The following is a 19,663-nucleotide window of genomic DNA, read 5'->3' on the forward strand; positions in this document are numbered from 1 at the left end:
CTTCCGCCCCGCCCCGCGCCCTCAGAACACCTTGGCGATCGCGGCCTGCGCGTCGCCCTGGATCTTTTTCAGATGATCCGGCCCGCGGAAGCTTTCGGCATAGACCTTGTAGACATCCTCGGTGCCGGAGGGACGCGCGGCAAACCAGCCCGCCTCGCTCTCGACCTTGATGCCGCCGAACGGCTGATCGTTGCCCGGCGCCTTGGTCCGGACCGCGCGCACGGGATCGCCGGCGAGCTCGGTCATGTTGAGCTGCTCGGGCCCGAGCGCCTTCAGCGCGTTCTTCTGCTTGGGCGTCGCCGCGACGTCGATGCGCTCGTAATAGGGCACGCCGAGCTCGGCGGTCAGCTCGTTGAACAATTCGCTGGGATCGCGGCCAGTCTTGGCGATGATCTCCGCCGCGAGCAGGCCGAGGATGATGCCGTCCTTGTCCGTGGTCCAGGCCGAGCCGTCGCGCTTGAGGAACGACGCGCCGGCGCTCTCCTCGCCGGCAAAACCGAAGCCGCCGCTGCCGAGCCCTTCGACGAACCATTTGAAGCCGACCGGGGTCTCGACCAGTCTGCGGTTAAGCTTCTTCGCCACGCGATCGATGATCGAGCTCGACACGATGGTCTTGCCGATCGCCGCATCCTTGCTCCATTGCGGCCGGTGCGCGAACAGATAGGCGATCGCGGTGGCGAGGAAGTGGTTCGGGTTCATCAACCCGTTCGAGCGGGTGACGATGCCGTGGCGATCGGCATCGGTGTCGTTGGCGAAGGCGACGTCGAAGCGATCGCGCATCCCGATCAGGCTCGCCATCGCATAGGGCGACGAGCAGTCCATCCGGATCTTGCCGTCCCAGTCCGCGGTCATGAAGCGGAAGGTCGGATCGACGGCATTGTTGACGACGGACGCGTTGATGCCGTAGCGCGCGATGATCGGCTGCCAGTAATGCACCGCCGCGCCGCCGAGCGGATCGATGCCGATCCTGACGCCGGCGGATTTGATCAGCGCGAGGTCGACGGTGTTGCCGAGATCGGCAACGTAAGGCGTGATGTAGTCGTGCAGATGCGTGGTCGCGGCCTTGCGCGCGCGATCGTACGGCATCCGCGCCACGCCCTTGAGGCCGGCCTCGATATAGCGGTTGGCGTTCTTCTCGACCACGGCGGTGACGTCGGTGTCGGCCGGGCCGCCACGCGGCGGATTGTATTTGTAGCCGCCGTCCTCCGGCGGGTTGTGTGACGGCGTGATGACGACGCCATCGGCAAGGCCGGTGCTGCGGCCCTTGTTGTAGCTCAGGATCGCATGCGAGATGACCGGCGTCGGAGTGTAGCCGCCCTGCGCGTCGATCATGATCTCGACGCCGTTGGCCGCGAACACCTCGACCGCGCTGGCCAGCGCCGGCTCGGCGAGCGCATGGGTATCGATGCCGATGAACAGCGGCCCGGTGAGGCCCTTCTCACGCCGGTAATCGCAGATCGCCTGCGTGGCGGCGAGGATATGGTCCTCGTTGAAGGAGTTCTTCAGCGAGGAGCCGCGATGGCCCGAGGTGCCGAACGCAACCCGCTGGGTGGGATCGCTGGGGTCGGGCTTTCCGGCGAAATAGGCCGTGACCAGCCGCGGCACGTTGGCCAGCGCCGAGGGATCGATGGGTTTGCCGGCGGCAGGATTTGGTGCAGTCACGTGACCTCTCAGATCTGGTATCGCCGACCATCAGCACAACGGGTGATGTCGTGGCGTGCTACCATGGTGGCTTAAGTTCAATCAAGCCGAGGGCATTTCGTTCCGTGCCGTCAGCGGCCATCCGCTATTCGACGTCGATCTGCTGCACCTTCTCGCGCAGTTCATCGACCAGCACCCGCTTGTTCTCGGTATAGTCGATCGGCACCACGACGAGGTGCACGCCGCCGCCGGAGAACGCCCGCTCCAGGGTCGGAACGATCGCCTCCGTGCTCTCGATCCGCGACCCCTTGGCGCCGTAGCTTTCGGCGTATTTGACGAAATCCGGATTGCCGAAGGTCAGGCCGAAATCCGGAAAATTATCGACCGCCTGCTTCCAGCGGATCATGCCATACGCAGAATCTTCCAGGATCAGGATCACCAGATTGAGCTTGAGGCGAACCGCGGTCTCGAGCTCCTGCGAGTTCATCATGAAACCGCCGTCGCCGCAGACCGCGAGCACGCGGGTCTTCGGATAGAGCATCGCCGCCATCATCGCCGACGGCAGGCCGGCGCCCATGGTGGCGAGCGCGTTGTCGAGCAGCAGCGAGTTCGCCAGCAGCGTGCGGTAGTTGCGTGCGAACCAGATCTTGTACATGCCGTTGTCGAGCGCGACGATGCCGTCCTCGGGAATGACCTGCCGCACATCGTGCACGATGCGTTGCGGCGTCGGTGGCCAGCGGCCTTCGGTGGCGCGATCGGTGATCTTCGCCAAAATGCTTTCGCGCAGGCTGAGCAGCGCGCTGGCATGCGGCAGCTTGCCCTCGACCCGATCGGCCAGCAATTCAAGGCTCGGCCCGACGTCGCCGATCACCTCAACTTGCGGGAAATAGACCTGCTCGACATTGGCCGGCATGTAGCTGACATGGATCACCTGCGGCCCCTTTGGACCCATGATGAAGGGCGGCTTCTCGATCGTGTCATGGCCGATCGCGATGATCAGGTCGGCGCGGTCGATTGCCTCATGCACATAGTCGCGCTCGCTCAGCGCGGCGGTCCCCATATACTGATTGGTGCCGCCGGATACCGTGCCCTTGCCCATCTGGGTGGTGAAGAACGGAATTTTCGTACGCCGCACGAAGTCGCCGATCCCGGCGGTCGAGCGCGGGCGCGATGCCGCAGCACCCAGCATGATCAGCGGACGCTGCGCCTTCAGGATCATCTCGGCGGCGCGGTCGAGCGCGGCAGCATGCGCGATCGGAATTTCGATCGGATGCGGCGGTATCATTTCGACCGGCGCAGTCTCGTCGCCTGCGATGTCCTCCGGCAATTCGAGCAGCACCGGCCCCGGCCGCTCCTGGGTCGCGATCCGGAAGGCGTCACGCACCAGCGTCGGAATGGTGGCGCCGCTGACGATCTGCAATGACAGCTTGGTCAGCGGGCGGAAGGTGTTGACGATGTCGACGATCTGGAACTTGGCCTGCCGGCTGCTCAGGATGCCCTTCTGGCCCGTGAGCATCACCATCGGCATCGCGCCGAGCAGCGCATAGGCCGCGCCGGTTGTCAGATTGAGCGCCCCCGGACCGAGCGTCGTGATGCAGACGCCGGGCTTTCCGGTCAGCCGGCCATAGGTCGCCGCCATGAAGGCCGCGGCCTGCTCGTGGCGTGTCACGATCAGGTTGATCGAGGATTTGCGCAGGCTCTCGACGACGTCGAGATTCTCCTCGCCGGGGACACCGAACACCCGCTCCACGCCCTCATTCTCGAGGGCAGCGACCAGCAAATCGGAACCTTTGACCATATCAGCCTCGCATCGTTGATTGCATGCCGCGCACGGAGCATAGCCGCATCCCGTGCCGCCGGAAACTCCCTCGCGATCTCACGGTTTGTGCGCCCTGATCCAGGCGTCCGCCGTGGGGAGCACGCGCGCCGTGAGATCGGCCGAGATTGCGATCGCTTGCAAGGCTCGCGCCACCATCAGCCGTCCGCCGCTGGTCGATTGCGACGGGGCAAATGCAGCCAGCTCTGCCGCATGGGCCTGATCGGTAAAATTGGTCATGAAGTTCGGAACGAACTGGTCGCGGAAGTTCGGCCCCTGCTTCGCCAGCAGCGTGTCGAAATTGGCCTGGACGAAGTCCCAGGCAAGCTGCGGCTGCTCGCCAGCGCCTGCAACCGCGTTGATCATCCCGGTCACGATCGTGTCGGGCAATTCGCTGGTCAGCGTCAGCGCCAGCGTCGCGCGCGCCAGTTCGGCATCGCGGGCGCTGGCCGCGGCGAGATAATAGCGCAGCCGCTCGTTGGTGGCCGTGCTCCTGCGCGCGAGCGCCAGCAGCTGGTCATAGGTTTTCCGATCGGCCGTGATGCCGACGACATGGGTGACCGCATCGCGCAGTGTGGTCGGAAGCGAGCCGGGATCGTCGAGGAATGCCGCAAAGCGCCGCTTCGCCTCGGCCACGACGGCCGCGTCACCGAGGTCGCCCAGCGCCGAGATCAGGCTTGCGCGCAGCAGCGCGGTGTCATCGTCACCCGAGCCCCCGCCATCCCATCCGATCCGATCAAACACCGGACGCAGCTTGGCCTGAGCATAGGCCTGGATCACCGGCCGTTCCGCGCGGCCGCGCGACAGACGATTCAAAGCGGCAAATGTCGAGATCACCTGGTCCCACACCGCGCGATGGTCGCCGGCATCGAGCGCGTCGAGCAGCGCGAGATAGGATGGCGGCTCGGCGCGGCCTGCTTGCACCAGCGCCCAGCTGTCGGTCACGACGTTGAGCCGGTCAGCGACCTGCATTTGCGGGAATGCGTTCAGCAGTGCCGCGCGGTTCTTCGGGCCGTATTCGACCCTGAAATAGCCGGCGTCGCCGAGATTGACCTTGATCGCATCGCCGCAGGTGCCGGCCGCGATATCGGCACTGCCTTTCAGCAGTAGCTCGTCGAACGGCTTGCCGTGCGCCGGTCCCACCGCAACCGGGATCTGCCAATCGTGGGCCGGCAGCGGCGGATCGTTGGCCGGCGCGATCACGAAGCGATCCTGCCGCAACGTCAGCCGCTGCGCGGCGCCATCACAGGCCGTCTCGGCGACCACCAGCGGCACGCCATCCTGCTCGGTAAAGGAGGCGGCGATTCCGGTGACCGTCTTGCCGCCGGAGCTTTCAAGCGCCCGCCAGAGATCGGCCGTGGTCGAATTGCTGTAGGCATGCGCGGCCATGTATTTGCGGATGCCGTCGCGGAACGGCTGCTCGCCAAGATAGGTCTCGAGCATCCGGATCAGCGCCTGACCCTTGTTGTAGGTGATGGCATCGAACGCTGTCACCGCCTCGCTGTGATCGGCGATCGGCTGCTGTACCGGATGCGAGGTACGGCGCGCATCGAGCGCCATCGCGAACTGCTTGGCGCCGTAGCCGTTCAGCCAGCTCTGCCATTGCGGATAGAACTGCTCCGAGGCCTTGGTCGCCATCCAGCTGGCAAATCCCTCGTTGAGCCAGAGATTGTCCCACCACGCCATGGTGACGAGATCGCCGAACCACATATGCGCCATCTCGTGCGCGATGATGGCGAAGATGCCGCGGCGCGCGGTCTCGGCATTGGACGCTGGGTCGAACAGCAGCCGGCTCTCGAAGAAGGTGATGCCGCCCCAATTCTCCATCGCACCGCCGAACCCGCCCGGAACCGCGATCAGGTCGAGCTTCGGCAGCGGGTATGTCACACCGAAATAATCGTTGTAATAGGCGAGCAGTTTCACCGCGCTGTCGAGCGCAAAGCGGCCCTGCCCGCTCTTGCCATCGGTCGTCACCACGCCGATGGTGACGCCGCCGGCATCCGCCGTGATCCGTTCGAGCTCGCCGACGGTGAGCACGAACAGATAGCTCGACATCTTCGGCGTCGGCGCGAATGCAACCTTCTTGAGATCGTCGGCGACCGGCTGCTCGCTGGTCACAGGCATGTTGCCGACCGCGAGCAGATTGCGCGGGATCACCACCGTCAGCGCAAAGCTCGCCTTGAACGACGGCTCATCCCAGCAGGGAAAGATCCGCCTGGCATCGGCCGGCTCCAGCTTGCTGGAGATCAGCCGCTTGATTCCGCCCGGGGTTGGATAATCGACCGAGAACAGGCCGGTGCCGAATTTGTTGATCTGAGCCGTGAAGGCGATGCGCAGTCTGTGCCGGCCTGCCGCGAGCGGCTTGGCGAAGGTCAACGTCGCAGTCTGCGCGGCGGCGTCGGTCACGACCTCCGCGCGCTGCGCGCCGTCATCGATCGTGGCTTCAGTGAAGGTCGTATTGATCGCGTTCAGCGTGAGTTGCCGGGTAGCCTCGCGCACCTCGATATCGACGGTCTCGACGCCAGGCAGGGCGAGGCTCGCGAAATCCGGCGTCAGTTCGATGGCGTAGCCCAGCGGGATAACCGTCTTCGGCAGCTTCCCCGGCGTGCCGTCGAACGAATATGTCTGCTCGGCCTGCACGCCCGTACCCATCACCAGCAGCAATCCGATCACCGTGGCAAGACGACGCAGCGGCGCGGTTCGGACACGGGTTGCAGGCTTGTTCATCGCGCGCAGCTCACAAGGATTTTGGGATGTCACTCCGGAAGCACCTAGCAGACAATCTAGTAAAGAAAATGTCGCCACAAAACTGACAACTCCGCGACGTTGACATCGCAACGGTTCGCATCAATTGCGCGCACCGCCGCTTCGTTCAGTGGGCCGTTGTTGCTCAACGGCCGGATCGAAGGTTAACCTCCAGCCGGCATTCCAGCCGCAACGTTCGGCGACGGGAGACAACAATGTTCGGAAAGTTCTCGCGCCGGCAGTTTGCGGGCCTTGCAGGCCTCTCGGCGCTCGGCCTGTCGGCCCCTGCCGAGGCAGCGAACCGCGCCCCACGGCCTGATGGCGCGAACTTTCCGGCGGGCTTCGTCTGGGGCACCGCGACCTCATCCTACCAGGTCGAGGGCGCGGTCAATGAGGACGGCCGCGGCCCGTCGATCTGGGACACATTCACCCATACATCGGGCAAGATCGAGGACGGCTCGACCGGCGATCGCGCCAACGAGCACTATCACCGCTACAAGGAGGATGTCCGCCTCATCAGGGATCTCGGCGCCAAGGCGTATCGGTTTTCGATCGCCTGGCCGCGGGTGTTTCCTGATGGCACTGGCACGCCGAATCCGAAGGGCCTCGACTTCTACAACCGCCTGGTCGACGAGCTGCTGGCGAACGGCATCGAGCCCTACGCCACACTCTACCACTGGGACCTGCCGCAGGCGCTGCAAGATCGCGTCGGCGGCTGGCGCTCGCGCGACACGTCGAAGGCGTTCGGCGACTACGCCGGCTATGTGGCGCAGCGCCTGACCGACCGCGTGAAGAACATCTTCACCCTCAACGAAGTCGGCCGTTTCCTCCCGTTCGGCTATGCGCTCGGCGTCGACGCACCCGGGCTGAAACTGGCGCCGGCCGAGGTGAACCAGGCGCGCCACCACGTCGCGCTGGCGCATGGCCTTGCGGTGCAGGCGATCCGCGCCAGGGGCCGCGCCGGCACGCGGGTCGGCCCGGCCGAGAACATCACCGCCTGCGTGCCCGCGATCAACACGCCGGAGAACATCCGCGCCACCGAGATCGCGACGCGTGAGCTCAATGCTGGATTTCTCGGGGTTCTCCTCGAAGGCAAGTACACCGAGGGCTTCCTGCAATATGCCGGCGCCGATGCGCCCAAGTTCACCGCGGAAGAGCTGAAGATCATCTCGCAGCCCAACGATTTCGTCGGGCTCAACATCTACGCACCGCATTGCTATGTCCTTGCCACCGACAACGCGCCCGGGTGGAAGCCGCTGCCGATGCCGGCCTCGTTCCCGCACATGAATTCGGATTGGCTGCGGATCGCGCCGGAGACGATCTACTGGGCGCCGCGGATTGCCGCCAAGCTCTGGAACATCAAGAGCATCTACATCAGCGAGAACGGCACCTCCGGCGAAGACAAAGTGCATCCGGACGGCCAGATCTACGACCTCGACCGCATCATGTTCCTGCGCAACTACCTCGCGCAGTTGCAGCGCGCGACCGCCGACGGCGTCCCGGTCCACGGCTATTTCCTGTGGAGCCTGATAGACAATTTCGAATGGATCTTCGGCTACGAGAAGCGCTTCGGTCTGTACCGGGTGGATTTCGAGACCCAGGCGCGCGTGCCGAAGCTGAGCGCGGCGTTCTATCGCGACGTGATCGCGCGCAACGCGGTCGGGGTGTGATCATCCGGCCTGCGGCGGCGCGCCGGACCACGCGCGCCTGAGCAGGTCGCGGATGCCGCTCTCTTCAATCGGCCGCGGATTCCAGTAGGGATTCCTGGTGGCGAGCGCGGCCGCCTTTGCGATGCCGTCCTCGGGCATGCCGATCTCGGCGAGCGAGCGCGGCGCGCCGAGTTTTGCCGACAGTTCGAACAGGCCATCGGCCGCGTCGGATGCCCCGAGCGCCCGCGCGGCGCGGCCGATCGCCTCGCGCGCGGCCGGCGTATTGTAGGCGATGGTGTGCGGCAGCAGCACCGCATGGGTTTCGGCATGCGGCAGGTCGAACAGCGCGCCGACGGTGTGGCAGAGCTTGTGATGCAGCGCCATCCCGACGGTGCCGAGGCAGACCGCGCACAGCCAGGCGCCATAGAGCGCATCGGAACGCGCTTCGAGATCATGCGGCCGTGCGATCACATCCGGCAGCGACGATGCAAGTTTTGCGATCGCCTCTTCCGCCATCAGCGAGGTGATCGGATTGCCATCACGCGCATACAGCGCCTCGGCGGCATGCGCGATCGCGTTGAGGCCGGAGATCGCCGAGAATTTGGCCGGCATCGAGAGCGTCAGGTTGACGTCGTAGATCACGGCCTCGGGCAAGATCTTCGGCGACGACTGCGTGGTCTTGACGCCGTCGACGGTCTCGCCGAGCACCGGCGTCATCTCCGAGCCAGCATAGCTGGTCGGCACGATCAGCTGCGGCAGGTCGGTGCGCAGCGCGATCGCCTTGCTGAGGCCGGTCGCGGCGCCGGCGCCGATCGCGACCACGCCATCGGGCTTGAGCTCGCGGACCATCGCCATCGCACGTTCAGTCACCGCAACCGGCGTGTGCACGACAGCACCATCGAACGCGCCGGCCATGCGGCCGCCGGTCAGCGCGGCGAGATCGCCGAGCTCCGCCTGCTGCCGCCGGCTCGCGAGCACCAGCGCACGGGCGATGCCGAGCCGGTCGAGCTCGTCAGCCAGTTGCGCGACCGTGCCGACCCCGAACACGACGCGCATCGGGCTGACTTGATAGGTGAACGGCTGTGGCATGACGATTTCCGAATGGTTGATCAGCCGCGGCGCCAGTCGCGCGGCGTGCAGCCAAAGCGATGCCTGAAGCGCCGGGTGAAATGCGAGAGATCGGAGAAGCCCCAATCGAACGCGATGTCGCCGATCGTGCGCCCGGCAATCGCGGGATCCTTTAGGTCGCGCGCGGCACCGTCGAGGCGACGGTCCATCAGATGGCTGGCGAACGTCGTGCCGGCGCGCTCGAACAATTTGTGGACGTAGCGTTCGCTGATGCCGATCGCGGCCGCAATCGCGGCAACGCCGAGCCCGGGCTCGCGCAGCCTGCGGTCGACGGCGCGGCGCAGCGCCAGCCAGGTCGCATCCGCAAGGCTCGCGCTCTCGGCGACGCCTTCGCGACCGGTCCGCGACAGGCTGAGCGCGACCAGATCGAGCAGCACGCCGAACAGCCGGGCGTTGTCGGCATCCGAGGCGCGAAGCGCTGACGTGTTCAGGACCTGCGCCGTCTCGGCGATGAGATGACCGACGACCGGATCATCCGACACCCGCGCCGGCGCGACATCCGGCGCCGACGGCAGCCGTTCATCGAGCGCCTCGGCCGGCACCCAGAACGAGGCGACCTGCAGCGCGGGGCCGCGATCATGCAGCAGCGAGAAGCGCTGCCCGCTGTCGAAGATTCCGACCTGCCCCGGCGACAGGCTGATCTCGCGCCCCGCCTGCTGGATGCGGCAGCGGCCGGCGAGCTTGAGATTAAGGTAGTAGCAGCGCCGGCCGGATGCGGCGATGTCGGCGGCCGAGCGCCGCACGATGTGCTCCGGGAAGCTGACCCGGTTGACCGCACCGTCCCCCAGCCCGACGGTCTCGACCCGGGCGAGGAAGCCTGGCGTCGCTGGCGGCTCCGGCGTCAGGTTCATGAAGGCCCGGCAGATCGCCTCGCGATAATAGGCGAACTGCTCGCCCGGCCTGGTGTCCGCGGTATTCCAGCTCAGCCCGCGCGAGCGATCCGCGGCGGCGATTTGCTGCATCAGTTCACTCCGAGTCCAATCCGGTTCGGTCACAGCCAAGCGCGTTCCGCGGGCCCAGGTCAATATCCATCAGGAATTGCTTGAAACTTGCGCGTATCCCGGGCCGCCCGGATGTCGCGGCCGATCTAATCAAACCACACAGGGAGGTACAACATGTCGACCTATGTTCTCGTCCATGGCGCCTGGCATACCGGCGCCGAGTTTGAACCGGTTGCGGCTATCATCCGCAAAGCCGGCCATGTCGTTCATACGCCGACCATCAAGGGCAACCGGCCCGGCGACAAGAAGGACTCCGGCCTCGCCGAAGCCATCCAGTCGATCGTGGATTATCTCGCCGAGCACAATCTGAATGACATCGTGCTGGTCGGCCACAGCTATGGCGGCATGGTCATCACCGGCGTTGCCGACGCCGCCGCCAATCGCATCCGCCGGCTGGTCTACTGGAATGCGTTCGTGCCGAACAATGGCGAATGCCTCAACGACATGGTGCCGCCGCATTATCGCGGCCTGTTCGACGCGATCCACGCCGAGCGCGGCGACGGCTCGGTGGTGCTGCCGTTCCCGATCTGGCGCGAGGCCTTCATCAACGATGCCGACCTCGAGCTCGCGCAACGCGCCTATGACGTGCTCAACCCGCACCCGCTGAAGACGTTCCAGGACAAGATCGCGCTGCGCGCCAATCCGGCCGAGATGCCGGTCGCAAAGTCCTACGTGAACTGCACCGGGGACACCGCGATGCCGCACAGCCTGCCCTGGCATCCGCGGCTGTCGGAGAAGCTCGGGCTGTTCCGCCTGGTCCAGGTGCCGGGCAGCCACGAGCTGTGCTTTTCCGATCCCGCGCGCCTGGCACAGGCCTTCCTCGACGCCGGCCGCGACTGACTTTTAGTCGCATGATCTCTTCGGAAAACCGCTTCGCACTTTTCCGGATCATGCTCTAAGCCACCGCCCTGTACGCCGGCGCGGTCGCCAGGAAGCGCGCATAGGCATCCGCGTCCGGCGGCGTGAACTTTTCGACGAGCGGGTTGCGGCGCGACGCCTTGGTGCCGATGTCCGCCAACAGCTCGTCGAAATGCTTGAAGTGGTAGGGCGCGACGCACAGCCCGCCATAGACGCCCGCCGCCGGACGCTCGACGCGCTTGAAGTTCAGCATCATCGCGATGTTGTCGTGCATCTCCGCGGCACTCGGCTGCCGCGCAAGCTGGCCGTCGGCGTAGCGCACCAGCCAGTTCGCGGCGAGGTCGGCGCACAACACGGTGCAGAAGCTCGAATTGAAGCCGACAAAGCCCATGTCCGGCAGATCGGGATTGGCGATCAGCCGGTAGAGCCGGTACTGCCCGTCGGGCTCGACCAGCTTCTTCTGATACTCCTCCGGGAGGAACGGCACACCGAGCTTGTAGCCGATGGCGAGTACCGCGACGTCGGCCGCGATATGCTGGCCGCCGCTCGTCACGATGGTCTTGCCCTCATAATGATCGAACGTGCCGAGTACCGCCTTGATCCGGCCGTCGGCCACCATCGGGTAGAAGCCGGGGGTTGCGATCGGCACCGAGCAGTTGACGCCGTCCTCGATCCGCTCCTTCGGCACCATGCCGCACTGCTTCAGCTTGAGCTGCATCTTCAGCATGCTCTCGAGCCCGCGCCAGTTCGCCCAGACGAACGGCTTGGCGACGACATGCGCGAGGCGGGCCATCGGCCCGATGCCCCAGCTCGCGAACATCTGCTCCTGCGCGCGGATGTAGAGGATGCGTTTGAAGTTGACGAGGCCGCCGATGAAATAGGGAATCCGCCACACCGGCTCGCGAAACACGATGGTGACTTCGCTGGCGCCGGAGTTGACTGCGTTCACCGCGATGTCGGTCGCCGATTTGGAGCCGCCGAGCACGACGACCTTGCGTCCCTTGGCGAGATCTGGATCGCCATATTGCGACGAGTGCAGGATCTGGCCGCCCCGCGCCTTGAAGTCGTCCTCGCCGGGAAGCGGCAGCGACTGCGGCTCATTGAATTGCCCGGTGCAGACCGCAACGAAGTCGAAATCCTCCTGCCCCGCGGCGCCATCGGTCGAGCGTAGCGCGAGCGTCCAGCCCGGTCTGCCGTCGGCGCGGCGCTTCATGCCCTCCACCCTGGTGTCGAACCGCATCGCACCGTCGAGCCCATGGCTGCGCGCATAGTCGCGCAGATAAGCATGGACCTGCGGCCCCTTCGGCCATTCCGGATAGGCGTCCGGCATCGCCTTGTCGGTGTAGCGATAGAGCTCCTTCGGGCTCTGGGTTTGCACATCCGGATAGGACCGCGCCGGCTCCCAGACCCCGCCGAGATCGCCGCTACGCTCGATGATGGTCACCTTGTGGCCGCGACCGGCAAAGGCCTTGCCCGCGGCGAGCCCGGAAATGCCGGCGCCGATGACGCACACATGCTTCTGCTTGATCATGAAACCGCTCCGCGATGAATGAACAGATCAATTTCCTCGAGCGCACGCGTCCCCGTCATCGCCGGAGCCAGCTCCGGCGATTGCCGCCTCGCATGCGTAGTGTGTTTGGTGGCCGGTCTAGTCGTTGGCTTCCGGCGGCAGGAAGTCCACCTCGTGCTCGGCAGAGATTCGGACCACTTCGGCGGGGTCCTGCAGATTGTGCAGCTTGTCGAACAGCGCCTCGAGCTTCGCCATCGGCGACACCCAGAACAGCGCCCGTGCCGGCTTGTCGGACTTGTTGAAATAGCCATGAGGAATGCCGCGCGGCATGCGCACGAGGTCGCCGGCCTTGGCCTGCACCCAGACGCCGTCGAGCTTGAGGTCGAGCACGCCTTCCTGCACCAGGATGAACTCGTCCTGGGTCGGATGGATGTGCACCGGCACGAACTGGCCGGGGTCGCTGTTGGTCTCGAACGCGAAGGTCGAGTCGGTGACCGCCTTCGGATAGTAGACTTGGCCCAGGATATTCCAGGTCTTGCCGCCGTAGCCGGTGCCGGATCGGGTAATGCCTTTCTCAAGCGTGCCCATGTCAGCCTCTCCAGTTTTGATGTGCATTGCGGACACGGAGCCTGTCGCCAGCCGGTGGGGCTGTCTAGCCGATAAACGAATCCTCGCCCGGCACGTTCATGCTGCAATGCGGGAGCGTCTTCTGCCCAAGACCATCGCATCCGCCTGCGCGTCGATCAGGCAGTTTGCGCGACGAAACAGCGTTCCTCTTTTGCGGCGAATGGACTAGGCTGGCCGATATTTTAGACCTCAAACAACTCGGACGGCCGGCGTGACTGCTGTTGGCAACGAGGTTTCGACAAGGGCGAATCCTGCGCGGGCAAATCCTGCCAGGGAAAATCCTGCAAAGGCGAGGCTGAAGGATTTCGCGCGCGTCGCGACCGCGCGCGTCGATGACGCGGCCGAAGCGATCGGCCGCATCTTCTGTCCGCACGATCTGACGCCTGTCGATCATTCCGAGCGCGATTTCTCCGCGCACCACAATTGCGCAGGCTTCGACGGCTTCTCCGTCAACTATGTCGCCTATGGCGGATCGGTCGCGATCAATCCCGGCTGCCTCGACCGGTTCTTCCTGTTGCAGATGCCGCTGTCCGGCTCGGCCTCGGTGCGGACCGCCGCACGCGAGCTCACCACCGGGCCGCAACACTGTGCCTCGTTGCTATCGCCGACCATTCCGACCGAGATGACCTGGCGCGGCGGGTGCGCCCAGCTGATCCTGCTGCTCGACCGCAAGCTGGTCGAGCATCGCGCCGCGGCACTTGGCGGCGTGGCGGTGCAGCCGGTCGAATTCGATCCGGCCGTTGAACTGAGCGGGCCGCTCGGGCAAGCGCTTTCGGCCAGGATCGAGCATCTCGTGGCGACGGCCGAGCAGCTCGGGCCACGCAAGACCTTGTCCGCGGTAGCGGCTGCGGATTGGCGCGAACAGTTTCTCAATGTCCTGCTCAACGACCAGCGGCACAGCCTGAGTTCTGCGATCGATGTCTTCAACGGCTGCACCGAGGCCCAGCCCGCGGCGTTGAAGCGCGTGCGCGCCTATCTGGAGACCCGCGCGACCGAGCCGCTGGATCTCGCCGAGCTTGCGGAGATCGCAGGTACCGGCGTCCGCGCGCTGCAACTCGGCTTCCGCCGTCACTTCGGCACCACCGTCTCCGAGATGCTGCTCGACATCCGCCTCGCCCATCTCAACGCCCGTCTCAAGACGGCGCGGCCGGGCGAACGCATCGTCGATATTGCATTCGACCTCGGCTTTACCCATCTGAGCCGGATGGCGAGCGCCTACCGCGCCAAGTTCGGCGAGAGCCCGAAGGCGACCCTGCATCGGCCGAGCTGAACTGGCCCGCGTGGCGATCCATTGCTAGCGGTGAAACGGCGCCGTCTTCGCCTGGGCCGAAAAATCGGTGACTGGCAGTGCGATCCGCTTGGTCTGTCTGACCATACGTACGCTCGTCACCTGCTGCGAAGAGTGGGCGTATTTTGTCGGCGCGCTGGCCGACGCACCGGCATAGGCGGTCGGCGCCATCAAGGCGGCAATCGCAACGGCACTGATCAGGGTCGCAAGGAACTTCAGCATCGCACCCTCCAGGAGGCTGAGACACATCCGAACAGCGATAGGCGTTTCCAATCGACGCCTCTGTCCGGCGTCTTGTTGACGATGCGGAATGCTGGTCCCGATTCCTATGAATCGCAACAATAATCATCAGCTGCTGATTTTTTGGACAAGCGGCCGCGTCGATCAGGAAAGCGGCACGCGACGATGCCAGGCCGATTGCGGAGCAGCATAAGTTGCGGACGAAGTGGCCCACGGCGTCCGCGTCACCGGCCCCGCTCTGCCGCCGCCTCCGACACGATGCGGCGATGATCGTGTTCCGCCGCCATCCGCCGCAGCACATCCTGCACCGACGGCCTCGGCAGGGTGTGGATCGCCGGGATTTCCTCCGGCGGCAACCGGCAGAGTTCCTGCGCAATCCGCTCCGCTTCGATCGCCGCTTGTCCCGGCGCAACGATCACGTCAATCAGGCCTGCATCAAAGGCTCGCTCTGCCCGCATCGACCGCCCGGGAACGAGCATCGAAAAGGCGCGGTGGTGAGCAAGGCGCCGCGGTATCAGCAAGCCGATCGCACCATCCGGGACCAGATCGTAAGCTTCCAGCGGCGAAGCAAACCTCTCGGATGCGGCGGCGATGACCAGGTCGCAACCGAACACGAGGGTGGTGCCGATGCCCGTCGCCGCGCCTTCCGACGGCGGCAATGATCGGCTTTGCGTTGTCGGCGAGCGCTTGCAAAAACCTGCCCACAGCCTGCGGAGAACTTGTTTCCGGCGCTGCACCGCCGGCAGCATGATGAACGACAGGCTCGCTGCCAGCCGCGAAGACATCGAACCCGCCAGCCACAACGATGCAGCGGATAGCGGGATTGCTCCGCGCCGCCTCGAGCGCGCCTGTCATGGCGAGATAGACGTCATCAGCGACCGCGTTCGTGCCTTCCGCCCGCCGCAGCGCGATCGTCAGCACCGCCCCCTGCTCGCCGAGCGCGACGCGTCCGGCCATCGGTTCAATACTCTAAGGGCGCGCGCCACAGCGGCGACTTCGGACCGCCGTAGTAGCGCATCGGCCCGAGATGGAGCGCCGGCTGCACCGGCGCCGGCACGGCCGCGGTGTGCACCGAATCGCGGTGCGGCCGGTGGGCATGGCCGTGGCGCCTCGACTTTGCCATCGCCTCGCCTCCGGCCCCGACCGCCAGCAGCACGCCGACATGAATGGCCAGCCTGATGCCGGAGCGCCCTTTCGCATGAAAGCGAAGCCGGCGCATCGGCGACCTACTGGCTCGCCCACATCGGGGATTTCGGGCCGCCGTAGTAGCGCATCTGCATGGTGCCGGAGCTGTCCGCCGCCGGCGCCGTCGCATCGCTGATGCACCCGGCGGCCGTGGCACAGAGCCCCGCGATCATGACGATGCGCAGCAATGCTTGCCTCAATGTCGAAATCCCCATGCTGTCCGCCCTCCCGCGCTCCCCTATGCTTCGACCACTCAATACTTCGCCACCACCGGCCCGCCGAATTTGTAATCGAGGCCCAGCGTCACGACCGAGAACGTGCTGTCGACGGTGTAGGGAATCTGACCGTTGAGCGGTGCAGCGCGCTCGTACCGGCCGAAGTCATAGTAGCGGTACTCGAACTTGCCGATCAGGTTGTCGGTGAGCGCATAGGCGATGCCGCCACCCGCCGTCAGGCCGCTTCTGTTCGCGTTGAACTGATCGACGCCGAACACCGGATCGGTGTTGGTGTGCTGCAACTCGCCATAGGCCCAGCCGCCGGTGAAGAACAGCAGCAACCGGTCGACGGCGATGCCGCCGCGGGCACGAAGTGTAAAGCCGTCGCGAAGGCTGGTCGCATCGACCGACCCGATCGGCAAGGTGCCGGCGTTGAACTGATCGACATCGTTGCCCTTGATGCCGGACCAGAAGCCGTCGGCTTCGACGCCAACCACGATGTTGCCGCTCTGCACGTTGTAGCCGAGCTCTCCGCCGGCGATTCCACCGGTGGAGGAGTAGTTGATGGTGTAGTTGGCAAAGCCGGCGGGCCCGAGTGCGTTGTTCAGATTGTGGTTGCCGAAGCCACCGCCACCGAACACGCCGACATAGAAGCCGGACCAGTCGTAGGCCGGCGCCACGATCGCGGGCGCCTTGGTGTACATCGGAAGGTCGGCACCGAGCGCCGGCGAGGCAGCTGCCAGCAGCGTGAGCGCTGCGGATGTAAGAAGAATCCGTTTCATGTTGATCCCTTGTCTCTTGTTCTGACGAAGCACGCGGCGGACATGCCGGGCGCGCTCACGATCAGAAGTGAATGATGATGTCGGCCGAACCGATCAGAGCGAAGTTCTTGGTCGGTGCGATGCCGAGGTTGGAGTTGCCGTTGAATGCATTCGCGTCCAGCGACTTGTAGTAGGAGACCTCGGGCCGGATCTCGATCTGCGGCGAGAACCAGTGCTGCCAGCCGATCCCGGTCTCGACGTAACGCGTCTTCACGCCGGTGCGCTGTCCCTGCTTGTCGTCGTAGAACTCGATGCGATACGAGATGTTGTCGAGCGGCGACGCCTTGTAATTCAGGTAGGCAAGATAGGTCTGCACCGACGCGGTGCAGGCGAACACCGTCGCGCTGCTGCACTGGGCGAGGCCCGGCGCGTTGAACGGCAAGTATTGCGGCGAGAACGGCGTGCCACCCGCATTAAAGGCAGCCACTGCTGCCGGATTGTTGGCGTTCAGCACGTTGTTCTGATGCAGATTGTAGGTCTCGAACGAGATGTGCCACTGGTCGTTGAACTTGTGGTACGCCGTCAGGCCATACCATTGCAGGTTGTTGTAACCCCAGGTGCCGCTGTTGATCGCGTCGGCGACGACGTAGATGCTGTCGTTGCCGGAATCGCTGGTCCAGCGCACGCCACCGGTCACGCTCGGTATCGCGCCGGGATCCTTCAGCATGGTGGTGCCGGGGAACAGCGGGTTGGGGAACGGGTTGGCGATCTTCGCGCCGGCATTCCACGGCATGGTGTCGCTGCCGACCGAAACGCCCAATTGCAGCATCCAGTTCTTGGTAACCGCCAGCGTGCTCTGCAGACCTGTGTTGGTGTAGTTGTCGAACGTATACGTCATCGAGTGCGTATACATGTAGTTGTTGGGCGCGAGCTGCGCCTCGATGTCCGGGATCGAGATGAAGCGGCCAAATCGCAGCAGGAGGCCTTCCGCGATCTGCGGAATGAAGACTTCGCCGTAGGCCATCGGCAAGTCGTAGCCATAGTTCTTGTTCTGGTTCAGGAGCTGATTGCTCCACAGGCCGTATGCGGTCGTGTAACGGTAGTTTTCACCGTAGATCGGCGCGATGCGGAAGCCCCAGTCGACATGATCCTTTTGCACAGTATCGGGCAGGCGCTCGATGTAGAGCACCGCCTGGTCGAGCTGGACCGTGTTCGGATTGTAGTCGTAGGCCGCAGGCGCATTACCGCCGCGGACGGTGTTGGAGCTCAGATTGCCGCCGGCGTTGATCCAGCCGTAGACCTGGATGTGCGCATCGTTCATCCACTGTCCGGCGGGCGTGGTGCCGAGCGCCGCCATCAGGGGGCTGTCGACCGAGCTCGGCCGTGTCACGCCGATACTGGTCGTGCCGCCATACGGCCATTCCGTGAACGGCATCGGCGGCGTGCTCTGCGGCGTCGCAGGCCAATAGTCGCGGCGGGACGGCGGCGCCTTCGGATCCGACGGCGCGGCATCGTGGCCCCACTCGAGCCGATAGTAATTGATGAAACGCGTGAAGAAGTCGCTGCCGAGATAGCCGTCGAGGCAGGAGTAATTCTTGTAGGGATCGCAGTTGGAGGCCGGCGCCTTCAACAACGGCGGATTGGCGTCGGCCGCTTGTGCCGCGTTGAACAGCCCCACCGCCGCCAACGATACGCCCGCCAAAAACAGTCTCTTCATGGTTTTGCCCCAAGCTATTGCTACCGACGCTTCGAGCGTACTCGCCTGTAACGTCTGAGTAATCTTTCGTGGGGGCTCGAGAAAAAGGCGATACGGGTCTCCTCGCGCTTTCATTAAGATAAAATAGCCGAAACGACTCGCTTCGCCTGGCTTGCGCAAACAAGCATCATTTGCATCATTGACTGCTGAAGAACCCGGCAAGAATCGTAAGGTTTTGTGACAAGCGCACGTTGCGGTGCGAGAGAATCCGCGTGACCTGTGCCATTTTCGCCATAGCTTGATCGGCGCAGTGCTCGTCATCAACACGCGCGCTATTTTATTGCTACGCCGATCGCGGCGAATGTGCATCGAAGATATACGCGCTCAACGGCTAAGCTCGCTTGATCGAGCGAATCCTTCGCTCTGATTGCAACGGAGTGCCGCGCATCGTGGCCAACGTGACGAACTGTGCGAGCGGCGATGAGATCGGCGATGTCGATCTGAACTTTCTGCCGCCCGATCTGACGGCGCAGTGCCGCAATCTGATCGAGAGCTATCACGCCATCCATGGCTATGCCTGTCTGCCGGATATGCTGTGGCGAGCCCGGCTCGGGCCATTCATCGAGCGGCATCACGAGTTCAGGCAGCGGCTGCGCAAGGCCACGACGACCCGAAGCGCCAAGAAGTCCAACCAGGGTTTCGTCGAGATCGCGACCGCGATCCTGTCGCTGGAGATTTTGGCGAGCAGTTTTGCGGGCTGGACCGCGCTCTATCCGGAGGCCGGCGCGAGAGCGCTTGCCGTCCTGAAGCGGCAATCCGGCGGCTCGCAGACTCCGCTGATGGACTTCTATCTCTACCCGCCGAAATATTTCAGCTCGGCCGCGATCGCCAAGCTCACTCCGCCGCGGGCCGGCCAGGCCAGCGAATTCAGCCTCTACCGCGCGTCGAAGCCACAGCTTGCCGGAGAACGGCTGGCGCTCAGCTATGTCGGCGAGATGCTGCAGAAATCGGATGATGCCGCCCTGCTCGAGCGACGCTGAAGACGCGCCGCGCCGCTGTCCTCTGGCGGCGCGGGATCCACTCGGTAGCGCCGGCAACCGCCGATCTCGCGCTTCGACTATTTCTTTTTTATTTCTCGCCCGCCTCAACAACATGGATTTTCTATCCGTTCCTGGGGAATGCTCGGATCGCTGGGTAGCTGGTGACATCGGAGCAGCAACCGACGGTCGAACGTTGAACCATTCGCGAGGGCATGCGCCGTTCTGACGGCACCGGACCCGCGTCTTTCAACGCTCCTATCGGA

Annotated in this window: 17 protein-coding genes and 1 pseudogene; 4 read left to right on the plus strand and 14 right to left on the minus strand. The window is 64.7% G+C overall.

Features of this window, described 5'->3' with window-relative positions; genetic code table 11:
* Positions 1–21: 21 nt before the first annotated feature.
* From pgm to FNJ47_RS00750, 3 genes are all read right to left on the minus strand, one after another.
* Positions 22–1,662, minus strand: coding sequence for a phosphoglucomutase (alpha-D-glucose-1,6-bisphosphate-dependent) (gene pgm, locus FNJ47_RS00740; RefSeq protein ID WP_163149462.1), 1,641 nt, complete (start codon positions 1,660–1,662; stop codon positions 22–24).
* Positions 1,663–1,786: 124 nt separating this feature from the next.
* Positions 1,787–3,439 carry an acetolactate synthase large subunit gene (locus FNJ47_RS00745; protein ID WP_163149464.1) on the minus strand — a complete coding sequence of 551 codons (1,653 nt, stop codon included), beginning with the start codon at positions 3,437–3,439 and terminating at the stop codon, positions 1,787–1,789.
* A 78-nt stretch (positions 3,440–3,517) separates the two neighbouring features.
* Positions 3,518–6,184 (minus strand): M1 family metallopeptidase, encoded by a 2,667-nt coding sequence (locus FNJ47_RS00750; RefSeq protein WP_163149466.1) that lies wholly within the window; start codon positions 6,182–6,184, stop codon positions 3,518–3,520.
* Positions 6,185–6,417: 233 nt separating this feature from the next.
* Here FNJ47_RS00750 and FNJ47_RS00755 point away from each other — a divergent pair, with 233 nt between their 5' ends.
* On the plus strand, positions 6,418–7,872 hold the full coding sequence (locus FNJ47_RS00755; RefSeq protein ID WP_163149468.1) for a GH1 family beta-glucosidase: 1,455 nt from the start codon (positions 6,418–6,420) through the stop codon (positions 7,870–7,872).
* Here the strand turns inward: FNJ47_RS00755 and FNJ47_RS00760 are convergent, their stop codons facing one another.
* Both FNJ47_RS00760 and FNJ47_RS00765 read right to left on the minus strand, forming a co-directional pair.
* Positions 7,873–8,940, minus strand: coding sequence for a maleylacetate reductase (locus tag FNJ47_RS00760; protein ID WP_163149470.1), 1,068 nt, complete (start codon positions 8,938–8,940; stop codon positions 7,873–7,875).
* A 20-nt stretch (positions 8,941–8,960) separates the two neighbouring features.
* Positions 8,961–9,941: a helix-turn-helix domain-containing protein gene (locus tag FNJ47_RS00765; RefSeq protein ID WP_163149472.1), complete on the minus strand. Its 981-nt coding sequence runs from the start codon at positions 9,939–9,941 to the stop codon at positions 8,961–8,963.
* Positions 9,942–10,094: 153 nt separating this feature from the next.
* Here FNJ47_RS00765 and FNJ47_RS00770 point away from each other — a divergent pair, with 153 nt between their 5' ends.
* Entirely contained in the window at positions 10,095–10,820 is a 726-nt protein-coding gene (locus tag FNJ47_RS00770) for an alpha/beta hydrolase (RefSeq protein WP_163149473.1), read from the plus strand.
* Between the two features lie 55 nt (positions 10,821–10,875).
* On the opposite strand, the gene FNJ47_RS00775 is transcribed toward FNJ47_RS00770, so the two are convergent.
* Positions 10,876–12,369: a flavin-containing monooxygenase gene (locus FNJ47_RS00775; RefSeq protein WP_163149475.1), complete on the minus strand. Its 1,494-nt coding sequence runs from the start codon at positions 12,367–12,369 to the stop codon at positions 10,876–10,878.
* Between the two features lie 117 nt (positions 12,370–12,486).
* Positions 12,487–12,936: a cupin domain-containing protein gene (locus FNJ47_RS00780; protein WP_163149477.1), complete on the minus strand. Its 450-nt coding sequence runs from the start codon at positions 12,934–12,936 to the stop codon at positions 12,487–12,489.
* Positions 12,937–13,186: 250 nt separating this feature from the next.
* On the opposite strand from FNJ47_RS00780, the gene FNJ47_RS00785 reads away from it, so the two are divergent.
* Positions 13,187–14,245: an AraC family transcriptional regulator gene (locus FNJ47_RS00785; protein WP_347341594.1), complete on the plus strand. Its 1,059-nt coding sequence runs from the start codon at positions 13,187–13,189 to the stop codon at positions 14,243–14,245.
* 24 nt (positions 14,246–14,269) lie between these two features.
* Here the strand turns inward: FNJ47_RS00785 and FNJ47_RS00790 are convergent, their stop codons facing one another.
* From FNJ47_RS00790 to FNJ47_RS00820, 7 genes and pseudogenes are all read right to left on the minus strand, one after another.
* Positions 14,270–14,485 carry a hypothetical protein gene (locus FNJ47_RS00790; protein ID WP_163149479.1) on the minus strand — a complete coding sequence of 72 codons (216 nt, stop codon included), beginning with the start codon at positions 14,483–14,485 and terminating at the stop codon, positions 14,270–14,272.
* A gap of 242 nt (positions 14,486–14,727) precedes the next feature.
* The gene (locus FNJ47_RS00795; RefSeq protein ID WP_430649339.1) at positions 14,728–15,288 is read right to left on the minus strand and encodes an enoyl-CoA hydratase-related protein; all 561 of its coding nucleotides are present in this window, start codon (positions 15,286–15,288) and stop codon (positions 14,728–14,730) included.
* A pseudogene (locus FNJ47_RS54590) lies at positions 15,212–15,460 on the minus strand (enoyl-CoA hydratase-related protein); the annotation flags it as partial. The pseudogene FNJ47_RS54590 and the gene FNJ47_RS00795, both read right to left, overlap by 77 nt.
* Positions 15,461–15,464: 4 nt before the next feature.
* Positions 15,465–15,722: a hypothetical protein gene (locus FNJ47_RS00805; protein WP_163149483.1), complete on the minus strand. Its 258-nt coding sequence runs from the start codon at positions 15,720–15,722 to the stop codon at positions 15,465–15,467.
* 7 nt (positions 15,723–15,729) lie between these two features.
* Entirely contained in the window at positions 15,730–15,888 is a 159-nt protein-coding gene (locus FNJ47_RS00810) for a hypothetical protein (protein ID WP_163149485.1), read from the minus strand.
* Positions 15,889–15,941: 53 nt separating this feature from the next.
* Positions 15,942–16,685 (minus strand): outer membrane protein, encoded by a 744-nt coding sequence (locus FNJ47_RS00815; protein WP_163149487.1) that lies wholly within the window; start codon positions 16,683–16,685, stop codon positions 15,942–15,944.
* Positions 16,686–16,746: 61 nt separating this feature from the next.
* Positions 16,747–18,381, minus strand: coding sequence for an outer membrane beta-barrel protein (locus FNJ47_RS00820; protein WP_163149489.1), 1,635 nt, complete (start codon positions 18,379–18,381; stop codon positions 16,747–16,749).
* 428 nt (positions 18,382–18,809) lie between these two features.
* On the opposite strand from FNJ47_RS00820, the gene FNJ47_RS00825 reads away from it, so the two are divergent.
* Positions 18,810–19,400, plus strand: coding sequence for a hypothetical protein (locus FNJ47_RS00825; protein ID WP_163149491.1), 591 nt, complete (start codon positions 18,810–18,812; stop codon positions 19,398–19,400).
* Positions 19,401–19,663 lie beyond the last annotated feature (263 nt).

This window comes from Bradyrhizobium uaiense (genome assembly GCF_010811875.1).
GTDB lineage: Bacteria > Pseudomonadota > Alphaproteobacteria > Rhizobiales > Xanthobacteraceae > Bradyrhizobium > Bradyrhizobium uaiense.